The sequence below is a fragment of the Enterobacter sp. K510 genome (assembly GCF_055804875.1).
This window is the reverse complement of record NZ_JBNRLQ010000005.1, coordinates 98,391-110,281: the sequence shown is the minus strand read 5'-3', so window position 1 is coordinate 110,281 and position 11,891 is coordinate 98,391. Positions and strand designations below refer to the sequence as shown.

The 11,891-nt window shown below is 58.5% G+C and carries 9 protein-coding genes; 8 read left to right on the top strand and 1 reads right to left on the bottom strand.

Going from position 1 to position 11,891, the window contains the following annotated elements; translation table 11 throughout:
• The first annotated feature begins 81 nt into the window (after positions 1-81).
• Positions 82-699 (top strand): TRIC cation channel family protein, encoded by a 618-nt coding sequence (locus tag ACQUTD_RS10260; RefSeq protein WP_473275352.1) that lies wholly within the window; start codon positions 82-84, stop codon positions 697-699.
• Positions 700-708: 9 nt separating this feature from the next.
• Here the strand turns inward: ACQUTD_RS10260 and ligB are convergent, their stop codons facing one another.
• Positions 709-2,388 (bottom strand): NAD-dependent DNA ligase LigB, encoded by a 1,680-nt coding sequence (gene ligB / locus ACQUTD_RS10255; protein ID WP_473275354.1) that lies wholly within the window; start codon positions 2,386-2,388, stop codon positions 709-711.
• Positions 2,389-2,645: 257 nt separating this feature from the next.
• On the opposite strand from ligB, the gene gmk reads away from it, so the two are divergent.
• From gmk to ACQUTD_RS10220, 7 genes are all read left to right on the top strand, one after another.
• On the top strand, positions 2,646-3,269 hold the full coding sequence (gene gmk, locus ACQUTD_RS10250) for a guanylate kinase (protein ID WP_473275356.1): 624 nt from the start codon (positions 2,646-2,648) through the stop codon (positions 3,267-3,269).
• A gap of 54 nt (positions 3,270-3,323) precedes the next feature.
• Entirely contained in the window at positions 3,324-3,599 is a 276-nt protein-coding gene (gene rpoZ / locus ACQUTD_RS10245; protein ID WP_031523238.1) for a DNA-directed RNA polymerase subunit omega, read from the top strand.
• Between the two features lie 18 nt (positions 3,600-3,617).
• The gene (gene spoT / locus ACQUTD_RS10240; RefSeq protein ID WP_072570998.1) at positions 3,618-5,729 is read left to right on the top strand and encodes a bifunctional GTP diphosphokinase/guanosine-3',5'-bis pyrophosphate 3'-pyrophosphohydrolase; all 2,112 of its coding nucleotides are present in this window, start codon (positions 3,618-3,620) and stop codon (positions 5,727-5,729) included.
• Positions 5,730-5,733: 4 nt separating this feature from the next.
• On the top strand, positions 5,734-6,423 hold the full coding sequence (gene trmH / locus ACQUTD_RS10235) for a tRNA (guanosine(18)-2'-O)-methyltransferase TrmH (protein ID WP_318375102.1): 690 nt from the start codon (positions 5,734-5,736) through the stop codon (positions 6,421-6,423).
• Between the two features lie 2 nt (positions 6,424-6,425).
• Positions 6,426-8,507 carry an ATP-dependent DNA helicase RecG gene (gene recG / locus ACQUTD_RS10230; protein WP_473275360.1) on the top strand — a complete coding sequence of 694 codons (2,082 nt, stop codon included), beginning with the start codon at positions 6,426-6,428 and terminating at the stop codon, positions 8,505-8,507.
• Positions 8,508-8,661: 154 nt separating this feature from the next.
• Complete coding sequence (locus ACQUTD_RS10225; protein ID WP_473275362.1) at positions 8,662-10,053, top strand: solute carrier family 23 protein; 1,392 nt, start codon at positions 8,662-8,664, stop codon at positions 10,051-10,053.
• A gap of 120 nt (positions 10,054-10,173) precedes the next feature.
• Positions 10,174-11,880 carry an AsmA family protein gene (locus tag ACQUTD_RS10220; RefSeq protein WP_072570991.1) on the top strand — a complete coding sequence of 569 codons (1,707 nt, stop codon included), beginning with the start codon at positions 10,174-10,176 and terminating at the stop codon, positions 11,878-11,880.
• Positions 11,881-11,891: the final 11 nt, after the last annotated feature.

Here is an 11,891-nt window from a genome sequence, read left to right as displayed (position 1 = left end):
AATTAGCCTGACCCTGAAAAAATCTCAATCGAGATCCCTACCACTAATCGCTACCCTGCGCCTTCACTAACGGGGGCGTGCATGCTGTTACACATTCTTTATATTATCGGGATCACCGCTGAAGCCATGACCGGTGCGCTGGCGGCCGGGCGTCGCCGTATGGATACTTTTGGCGTCATTATTATCGCCACCGCGACTGCCCTTGGCGGCGGTTCCGTGCGCGATATTCTGCTGGGGCACTACCCGCTTGGCTGGGTAAAAAACCCGGAATACGTCATTATCGTCGCCACCGCTGCGGTGCTGACAACTATTGCCGCGCCTGTTATGCCGCATCTTCGCCGCCTGTTTCTGGTGCTGGACGCGCTGGGCCTGGTGGTGTTTTCCATCATCGGCGCGCAGATTGCGCTCGATATGGGCGAAGGGCCGATCATCGCTACTATTGCCGCAGTCGTGACCGGCGTCTTCGGCGGCGTACTGCGGGATATGTTCTGCAAACGTATTCCGCTGGTGTTTCAGAAAGAGCTGTACGCTGGCGTTGCTTTCGCCTCTGCGGTGCTCTATATCGCTCTGCAACATTATGTCTCCAGCCACGATGTGGTGGTCATCGCCACCCTGCTGTTTGGTTTTACCGCCCGCCTGCTGGCGCTGCGCCTGAAGCTGGGTTTACCCATCTTTCACTACACGCATAACGTACATTAATCCGCCGTATTAAAAGCCGCTTACCCCCTGTTCGCCCAGCCATGCCGTCAGCTTTTCCAGCGCGGCATGGTGCGTAAAGGCCACCAGTTGCCCGGCTTTTTCCCGTCCGATACCAGGCAATTGCTGCCATTGCTGTTCAGTTCGTTCCAGCAGTTGTTGCCAGCGATGATCTCCCGCCGCCTTCAGCGCGCCCTGAGACAGCGGCGTATCCAGGGCGATAACCCAGCGAATAAACGGGCGCTTACGGGCCAGCTCAAACTGATGCCACAGTTTTTGCCCTCTGGCCGGTGAGATCCCCGGCGTATGCTGCAACTGCTGAGGCGTTAACCTCAGCCAGGAAAAGATATGCTCGAACCGCCAGGCCTGGTGCAGCGTGCGCCAGGCCGCCTCCCCCAGCCCGGTTAAATCCAGCGCCTGCGGCGAGCTTAGCCACTCCAGACGGGCCAGAAATTGCGCTTCACACTCTGGCGCCGCATAAAAACAGGTCAGCGAATTAAAACGGGATGAGGGCGGCGCGGGCTTGTCCCGCGAAGCGTTGCGCCATGCCACGCCGTCAATCCGTGGGATCCCCTGGCCGGCAAGGCTGATTTGCAGCTGATCGCCGGGGGCGATGTCCAGCTCCTGCCAGCGTCGGACCGAGCCGATATTGACCCGCCCCACGCGTTTATCATCCAGCTGTACCGGCTCAAGCTCTGCCACCACCGCGATTTTCCCGCTGCGCCCGACGTTAAAGCGGATATTTTTCACTTCCGCCACCTGTACAGCTGGCGGATATTTCCATGCCACCACCCAGTCGCCCTGCCCCGGCAACCACTGCTGGCCTGCCGGTTCACGCGCCGCTCTGACGATCACGCCGTCAGTGACAAAGGGCAGCGGCGCGGCAAACCAACGGGCGCGAAGAGTTTCCACGTCACCCACGTCTTTTACCGGCTGGCTGAACTGCAAAACCCACTTAAAGCCCGCCTCGTTAAGCTGCTGCAGACGTTGCGCCATATCCTGTGGGCCGTCCGGCCATGCCCAGACAAACAGCCCCAGTTCGTGGGTTAACGGGGAAGGCCCCTGCCGCATCAGCGCCCCTGCCACTTTTGCCCGCGCATTCATGCCGCCCATTTCCTGCTGAATATGGTTATCACGCAGAAGAAAAATCTCGCCCTGCAGGACACTGTTTGCCAGCGGGCCGCTTATCTTTTTGGGCAGCGAGGGGACCTGTCGCACTTTATCCGTCCAGTCTTCTCCTTTCAGGCCATCGCCGCGGCTGATGGCCTGCGCCAGCTCACCCTGACGATAAACCAGCGTAACGGCCACGCCGTCCACTTTCGGCTGGATCCACAGGTCGCGCTTGTTTGCCATCCATTGCGTAAGGGCGGCTTTATCCGCAAGTTTCTTTACGCCCGTATGGGCGACAGGATGCAGGATGGTGCCTGTGCCCGGCGGTGCTGGTTCATCAAGCGGCAGGGGCGGCGCAAAGCAGCGCTGCCAGTGCGCCAGCCGGGCGCTGAGCCTATCGTAAACTTCGTCGCTGACGTCGCTTTTACCCTGCCGCCAGTAGGCGTCGTTCCACTGTATGATTTGCTGCTGAAGCCGCGCGATCTCCTGCTCTGCCCGTGCAGGCGGCCATACCGGGCATGCCGCCCGGCTGCCGCCGCTTAAGAACAAGATGAACAGTATCCATCCCACACGCTTAACCATGTTCTGCCTCCCTTGCTGTGTTCGCTCCGGTATAGCGCGCTGCCTGGCGCAAGACGAGCAGCAAAAAGCCGCCTTGCGAGGCGGCTTCCGGGAATTTTGCGCTGTTGCTGCAAACGGCAGACAATTCAGGAAAACGCCTCGCAAAACGCAATAATCTCGTGCAAAAGTGTGACAAAGGCTACGTCACGTAGCGGCGACGTGTATAATAGGCACGTATGTAGACATTCCCGTTCGTTCATCACATACAAAAGATACTCATGGCTCAAGGCACGCTCTATATTGTTTCCGCGCCCAGTGGTGCGGGTAAATCAAGCCTCATTCAGGCTTTGTTAAAGACCCAACCGTTGTACGACACCCAGGTTTCTGTTTCACACACCACGCGCGCGCCGCGTCCGGGTGAGGTGAACGGTGAACACTATTTCTTTGTGGATCATGATGAATTTAAGAACATGATTGGCAGAGATGCGTTTCTTGAGCATGCGGAAGTGTTTGGTAATTATTACGGCACCTCGCGCGACGCCATTGAACAAGTTCTGGCGACGGGCGTGGACGTTTTCCTCGACATCGACTGGCAGGGCGCGCAGCAGATCCGCCAGAAAATGCCGCAGGCGCGCAGCATCTTTATTCTGCCGCCGTCGAAAGACGAGCTGGATCGTCGCCTGCGCGGTCGCGGTCAGGACAGCGAAGAGGTGATCACCAAACGCATGGCGCAGGCGGTTGCAGAAATGAGCCATTACGCCGAATATGATTATCTGATTGTGAATGATGATTTTGATACCGCCATCAGCGATATGAAGACCATTATTCGTGCTGAACGTCTGCGTATGGGTCGCCAAAAACAGCGACATGACGCTTTAATCAGCAAACTATTGGCAGACTGAACGTACTTTCAGTATCATGCCCAGTCATTTCTTCACCTGTGGAGCACTTTAAGTATGGCACGCGTAACTGTTCAGGACGCTGTAGAGAAAATTGGTAACCGTTTTGACCTGGTACTGGTCGCCGCGCGTCGCGCTCGTCAGATGCAGGTTGGTGGTAAAGATCCGCTGGTTGCGGAAGAGAACGATAAAACTACCGTTATCGCGTTGCGCGAAATCGAAGAAGGTCTGATCAACAACCAGATCCTCGACGTACGTGAGCGCCAGGAGCAGCAAGAGCAGGAAGCCGCTGAATTACAGGCCGTCACCGCGATTGCTGAAGGTCGTCGTTAATAACACTGCAGGTCACCCTTGTATCTGTTTGAAAGCCTGAATCAGCTGATTCAAACCTATCTGCCGGAAGAGCAGATAAAGCGTCTCCAGCAGGCGTATCTCGTTGCACGTGACGCTCACGAGGGCCAGACACGTTCAAGCGGTGAACCCTACATCACGCACCCGGTTGCGGTAGCCTGTATTCTGGCCGAGATGAAACTCGACTATGAAACACTGATGGCCGCGCTGCTGCATGATGTGATTGAAGATACCCCCGCCACCTACCAGGACATGGAACAGCTGTTTGGCAAAAGCGTTGCCGAGCTGGTGGAAGGGGTGTCCAAGCTTGATAAGCTTAAGTTCCGCGACAAGAAAGAGGCGCAGGCCGAAAACTTCCGCAAGATGATTATGGCGATGGTGCAGGATATCCGCGTCATTCTCATCAAACTGGCTGACCGCACCCACAATATGCGCACGCTGGGCTCACTGCGCCCGGATAAACGTCGCCGCATCGCCCGTGAAACTCTCGAAATCTACAGCCCGCTGGCGCACCGTTTAGGTATCCATCACATCAAAACCGAGCTTGAAGAGCTGGGCTTTGAGGCGTTGCACCCGAACCGTTATCGGGTGATCAAAGAGGTGGTGAAATCTGCGCGCGGTAACCGTAAAGAGATGATCCAGAAAATCCTCTCTGAAATCGAAGGCCGTTTGCAGGAAGCGGGCATTCCCTGTCGCGTAAGCGGACGCGAAAAGCATCTCTACTCCATTTACTGCAAAATGGTCATGAAAGAGCAGCGTTTCCACTCGATCATGGATATTTACGCCTTCCGCGTCATCGTCCACGATCTGGATACCTGCTACCGCGTGCTCGGTCAGATGCACAGCCTGTATAAGCCGCGTCCGGGGCGTATGAAAGATTACATCGCCATTCCAAAAGCGAACGGCTATCAGTCTTTGCACACCTCGATGATTGGCCCGCACGGTGTCCCGGTTGAGGTGCAGATCCGCACCGAAGACATGGACATGATGGCGGAAATGGGGGTTGCCGCGCACTGGGCTTATAAAGAGCACGGAGAGAGCAGCACCACGGCGCAAATCCGCGCGCAGCGCTGGATGCAGAGCCTGCTGGAACTGCAGCAGAGCGCCGGTAGTTCGTTTGAATTTATCGAGAGCGTTAAATCTGATCTCTTCCCGGATGAGATTTATGTTTTCACACCGGAAGGGCGCATTGTCGAATTGCCTGCCGGTGCCACCCCGGTCGATTTCGCCTATGCCGTGCATACCGACATCGGCCACGCCTGCGTGGGCGCGCGCGTGGACAGACAGCCGTATCCGCTGTCGCAGCCTCTCGCCAGCGGCCAGACGGTTGAAATCATCACCGCACCTGGCGCCCGCCCGAATGCCGCATGGCTCAACTTTGTCGTCAGCTCCAAAGCCCGCGCCAAAATTCGCCAGATGCTGAAAAACCTCAAGCGCGATGACTCTGTAAGCCTGGGTCGCCGTCTGCTTAACCATGCCCTTGGCGGCAGCCGCAAGCTGGCGGAAATCCCGCCGGAAAATATTCAGCATGAGCTGGAGCGCATGAAGCTGGCGTCCCTTGACGATCTGCTGGCGGAAATCGGTCTTGGCAATGCCATGAGCGTCGTGGTCGCGAAAAACCTGCAACAGGGTGAAACGGCGGCTCCGGTGCAGGCGGGTCAGGGCCATGGACATCTGCCGATCAAAGGCGCTGACGGGGTGCTCATCACCTTCGCGAAATGCTGTCGTCCTCTGCCGGGCGACCCGATTATCGCCCACGTCAGCCCTGGTAAAGGGCTGGTGATCCACCATGAATCCTGCCGTAACATCCGTGGCTATCAGAAAGAGCCAGAGAAGTTCATGGCGGTGGAGTGGGACAAAGACACGGCGCAGGAATTTATCACCGAAATCAAGGTGGACATGTTTAACCACCAGGGTGCACTCGCAAACCTGACCGCGGCAATCAACACGGCCTCTTCCAATATTCAGAGTCTGAATACCGAAGAAAAAGATGGCCGCGTGTACAGCGCCTTTATCCGCCTGACCGCGCAGGATCGTGTTCATCTGGCAAACATCATGCGTAAAATCCGCGTATTGCCGGACGTGATTAAAGTCACCCGTAACCGAAACTAGCCTAATGAATGCACAGCGTTATGCGCGAATCTGCGAAATGCTCGCCAGGCGTCAGCCTGATCTGACGGTCTGCATGGAGCAGGTCCACAAGCCCCATAACGTCTCTGCTATTATCCGTACTGCAGACGCCGTTGGCGTGCATGAAGTGCACGCCGTCTGGCCGGGTAGCCGTATCCGCACCATGGCCTCTTCCGCAGCGGGCAGTAACAGCTGGGTGCAGGTTAAAACCCATAGCACCATCAGCGACGCCGTTTCACATCTCAAAGGCCAGGGCATGCAGGTTCTGGCGACACATCTGTCTGATAAAGCCGTCGATTTTCGCGAGATCGATTACACCCGTCCGACCTGTATTCTGATGGGTCAGGAGAAAACTGGCATCACGCAGGAAGCGCTGGATCTGGCGGATCAGGACATCATCATTCCCATGATCGGCATGGTGCAGTCGCTTAACGTCTCCGTTGCCTCCGCCCTCATTCTGTATGAAGCCCAGCGCCAGCGGCAGAACGCCGGTCTGTATAAGCGGGAAAACAGCATGCTGCCGGAAGAAGAACAGCAGCGTTTGCTGTTTGAAGGCGGCTATCCGGTACTGGCCCGCGTGGCGAAACGCAAAGGTCTGCCTTATCCCCACGTCAACACGCAGGGCGAAATCGAAGCCGATGACGCGTGGTGGGCCACCATGCAGTCAGCGAAATAACCATGAAAGGCCGCCTGCTTGACGCCATTCCGCTAAGCTCGCTGACCGGCGTGGGCGCGGCGCAGAGCAGCAAGCTCGCCAAAATCGGCCTCGTCAACGTGCAGGATCTGCTCCTGCATCTGCCTTTACGCTACGAAGATCGTACCCAGCTTTACACCATCGCCGATTTGCTGCCGGGCGTTTATGCCACGGTAGAAGGCGAAGTGCTGAACTGTAACGTCACCTTTGGCGGCCGTCGCATGATGACCTGTCAGATCAGCGACGGCAGCGGCATTCTGACCCTGCGCTTCTTTAACTTCAGCGCGGCGATGAAAAACAGTCTGGCGACAGGAAAACGCGTGCTGGCTTACGGCGAAGCAAAGCGCGGCAAATACGGCGCGGAGATGATTCATCCGGAATACCGCGTACAGGGCGACCTCAGTAGCCCGGCGCTGGCGGATACCCTGACACCCGTTTATCCGACGACCGAAGGCATCAAACAGGCGACGCTGCGCAAGCTGACGGACCAGGCGCTCGAACTGCTGGACACCTGCGCCATTGCCGAACTGCTGCCCGCTGAATTAGCCCAGGGCATGATGAGCCTGCCGGAAGCGCTGCGCACGCTGCATCGCCCGCCGCCGACCTTACAACTTGCCGATCTGGAAAGCGGTCAGCATCCCGCCCAGCGCCGTCTGATCCTCGAAGAGCTGCTGGCGCACAATCTCAGCATGCTGGCCTTACGCGCCGGTGCGCAGCGTTTTCACGCCCAGCCCCTTACCGCACAGGATGAGCTGAAAAATCAGCTGCTGGCGTCACTGCCGTTTAAGCCGACCGGCGCACAGGCGCGGGTGGTGGCTGAAATCGAACATGACATGGCGCTTGATATTCCGATGATGCGTCTGGTGCAGGGCGACGTCGGCTCCGGTAAAACGCTGGTGGCGGCCCTTGCCGCCCTGCGCGCCATTGCCAATGGCAAACAGGTGGCGATGATGGCCCCGACCGAACTGCTTGCCGAGCAGCACGCTAACAATTTCCGCGCCTGGTTTGCCCCTCTCGGCATTGAAGTCGGCTGGCTGGCGGGTAAGCAGAAAGGCAAAGCGCGAGTGGCGCAGCAGGATGCCATCGCCAGCGGTCAGGTGCAGATGATTGTCGGCACCCATGCCATCTTCCAGGAGCAGGTGCAGTTTAACGGCCTGGCGCTGGTGATCATCGACGAACAGCATCGCTTTGGCGTGCACCAGCGGCTGGCGCTGTGGGAAAAGGGCCAGCAGCAGGGTTTTCATCCTCATCAGCTAATCATGACCGCCACCCCTATCCCGCGTACGCTGGCGATGACCGCCTATGCGGATCTCGATACCTCTGTCATCGACGAAATGCCGCCGGGACGTACGCCCGTCACCACGGTGGCCATTCCCGACACGCGCCGCAACGATATTATCGATCGCGTACGCCAGGCGTGCATGAGCGAAGGCCGCCAGGCTTACTGGGTGTGCACGCTGATCGAAGAATCCGATTTGCTGGAAGCCCAGGCAGCCGAGGCCACCTGGGAAGAACTGAAGCTGGCGCTGCCGGAGCTTAACGTCGGTCTGGTTCATGGCCGCATGAAGCCCGCCGAAAAACAGGCGGTGATGCAGGCGTTTAAGCTGGGCGAGCTGCATCTGCTGATCGCCACCACCGTCATCGAGGTAGGTGTGGACGTGCCCAACGCCAGCCTGATGATCATCGAAAACCCGGAACGCCTGGGCCTTGCGCAACTCCACCAGCTCCGGGGCCGCGTCGGTCGTGGCGCGGTGGCGTCCCACTGCGTACTGCTTTACAAATCCCCGCTGTCAAAAACCGCGCAAAAACGCCTGCAGGTGCTGCGCGACAGCAATGATGGCTTTGTGATTGCGCAAAAAGATCTCGAAATTCGCGGCCCCGGCGAACTGCTCGGTACCCGACAGACCGGCAATGCTGAATTCAAAGTGGCCGATCTGCTGCGCGACCAGGCGATGATCCCTGATGTACAGCGCCTCGCCCGTCATATTCATGAGCGTTATCCGGAACAGGCGCTTGCGCTGATCGAGCGCTGGATGCCGGAAACCGAACGCTATTCCAACGCCTGACGCAAATTTTCAGCCATTCACTCTGACATACGCATAACGCTATATCCCGGCCGCTTTTTATCCCTTTTAATTATGAGATTTTTTGCTGGCAAACGTTTGCTTTTACCATTCAGTCCGATAAAATCCCCGCTTTTCCATCATGGGATCGCCAGAGATGTCCGTTAACACCGTCGAGTCTGAAAATGCGCAACCGGTTGCGCCGCAGCATAATAGTGAGCTGATCTACCGCCTGGAAGATCGCCCGCCGCTGGCACAAACGCTTTTTGCCGCCTGTCAGCATCTGCTGGCAATGTTTGTCGCGGTCATCACCCCGGCGATGCTGATTTGTCAGGCGCTTGGCTTACCGGCTCAGGACACGCAGCACATCATCAGCATGTCGCTGTTCGCCTCTGGTGTGGCGTCCATTATTCAGATCAAAGCGTGGGGGCCGGTTGGCTCCGGGCTGTTATCCATTCAGGGCACCAGCTTTAACTTTGTGGCCCCGCTGATCATGGGCGGCACGGCGCTGAAAACCGGCGGCGCGGATGTGCCGACCATGATGGCGGCGCTGTTTGGCACCCTGATGCTGGCAAGCTGTACCGAAATGGTCCTTTCCCGCGTGCTGCACCCGGCGCGCCGCATTATTACGCCGCTGGTATCCGGCGTGGTGGTGATGATTATCGGTCTGTCGCTGATCCAGGTCGGCCTGACCTCTATCGGCGGCGGCTATGGCGCCATGGCCGATCACACCTTCGGCGCGCCGAAAAACCTGCTGCTGGCGGGTGCGGTACTGGCGGTGATCATCCTGCTTAACCGTCAGCGCAACCCTTATCTGCGCGTGGCCTCGCTGGTGATCGCTATGGCGGTGGGTTATATCCTCGCCTGGGCGCTGGGTATGCTGCCGGAGAATACTGCGCCGACCAGCAGCGATCTGATCATGATCCCCACCCCGCTCTATTACGGTTTAGGTATCGACTGGAGCCTGCTGCTGCCGCTGATGCTGGTATTTATGATCACCTCGCTGGAAACCATCGGCGATATTACCGCCACCTCTGACGTTTCCGAACAACCGGTTTCCGGGCCGCTGTACATGAAGCGCCTGAAAGGCGGCGTGCTGGCGAACGGCCTGAACTCCTTTGTGTCGGCGGTGTTTAACACCTTCCCGAACTCCTGCTTTGGTCAGAACAATGGCGTGATCCAGCTGACCGGCGTGGCCAGCCGTTATGTCGGTTTCGTAGTGGCGCTGATGCTGATCCTGCTCGGCCTGTTCCCGGCGGTGAGCGGCTTCGTGCAGCACATTCCTGAGCCGGTGCTGGGCGGCGCGACCCTGGTGATGTTCGGTACCATTGCCGCTTCCGGGGTGCGTATCGTGTCCCGCGAGCCGCTGAACCGCCGCGCGATCATGATTATCGCCCTGTCGCTGGCGGTCGGTCTGGGCGTTTCCCAGCAGCCGCTGATCCTGCAATTTGCGCCGGACTGGCTGAAGAATCTGCTCTCCTCGGGGATCGCCGCGGGCGGTATCACCGCTATCGTGCTGAACCTCGTTTTCCCGCCTGAGAAAAACTGATTTTCACGGCGGCAGCGGGGCTTTCCTGCTGTCGCCGTTACACGCTTTCACCATTCCCTCCTTGAGCATTGCGCATAAATCGTGCATAAATTCCCTGTCTGCATAGAGGAAGGGAAGACGATGAAACTCATTGGAAAGCTGCTGATTTATCTGCTGATCGCGCTGCTGGTGCTGATTCTTGCGGCCTATTTTCTGATCCAGACGCGCTGGGGCGCAGCGCAGGTGGGCCACTGGGTTACGGATAACAGTGACTACCAGCTCACCGTTGAGGCGGTGGATCACCGCTTTTCTTCGCCTTCCCATGTGCTGTTAAAGAGCGTTACGTTTGGCCGCAAGGGCCAGCCCGCTACCCTGGATGCGAAAGCGGTGGATATTGGGCTGAGTAGCCGTCAGTTCACCGATCCGCTGCATGCCGATACTATTTTGCTGTCAGACGGGACGCTGAATTTATCTCCGGATACCGCGCCGCTGCCCTTCCAGGCCGACCGCCTGCAACTGAACAATATGGCGTTCAACAGCCCGGCGACCGGCTGGGATCTCAGCGCCCAGCGCGTCACCGGCGGCGTCAGCCCCTGGCAGCCGAAAGCGGGCAACGTGCTCGGCAGCCAGGCGCAAATCCAGGTGAGCGCAGGCTCCATGACGCTGAATGGCGTCCCCATCAGTAATGTCCTCATTCAGGGCAGTATCGACAACAATGAGGTGACGCTGAGCACCATTGGCGCGGATATGGCGCGCGGCTCGCTCACCGGTACCGCCCGCCGCACCGCCAACGGCGGCTGGATTATCGACAGCCTGCGTCTCAATGACATCCGCCTGCAAAGCGACAAATCCCTGAGCGATTTCTTTATGCCGCTCACCACGCTGCCATCGTTGCAGATTGGCAGGCTGGAAGTGACAGATGCGCGCCTGCAGGGGCCGGACTGGGCGGTAACCGATCTGGATCTGAGCGTGCGCAACCTGACGCTGAGCGAGGGCGACTGGCAGAGCGACGACGGCAGGCTGTCGATGAACGCCAGCGAATTTATCTACGGCTCGCTGCACCTGTTTGATCCTATTGTGAATACCGAGTTTTCTCCCCAGGGCGTGGCGCTGCGCCAGTTCACCTCACGCTGGGAAGGCGGCCTGCTGCGCACCTCCGGCAACTGGTTGCGCGACGGCAAAGCGCTGGTGCTGGATGATGCCGCCATCGCCGGTCTGGAATACACCCTGCCCGCCAACTGGAAACAGCTGTGGATGGATCCTCTCCCCGGCTGGCTGAATGCCGTGGTACTGAAAAAATTCAGCGCCAGCCGCAACCTGGTGATCGACATCGATCCGGCCTTCCCGTGGCAGATCACCGCGCTGGATGGCTACGGAAATAACCTGCTGCTGGCGCGGGACGGTAAATGGGGCGTCTGGGGCGGCAGCGCCAAACTGAACGGCGCGGCGGCGACCTTTAACCGCGTCGATGTGCGTCGTCCGTCGCTGGCGCTGGCTGCAAACACCAATGCGGTCAACATCAGCGAGCTGAGCGCCTTTACCGGCCAGGGTTTACTGGAAGCCACCGCTGTGGTGTCGCAGCTGGCTGATCGCCAGGTGAAAGTGAGCCTCAATGGGCGCGGCGTGCCGGTGAACGTATTGCAGCAGTGGGGCTGGCCTGCGCTGCCGATTTCCGGCGATGGTAATATTCAGCTAACCGCCAGCGGCAACGTAAAAGCGGATACGCCGTTAAAGCCCACGGTGAATGCGGAACTGAAGGTGCTGAACACAGAGAAACGGCAGGTGACACAGACGATGCGCAACGGCGAGGTGAGTACCGCGCAGCCGGAAACCACACCCTCTCCCTGACGGGAGAGGGT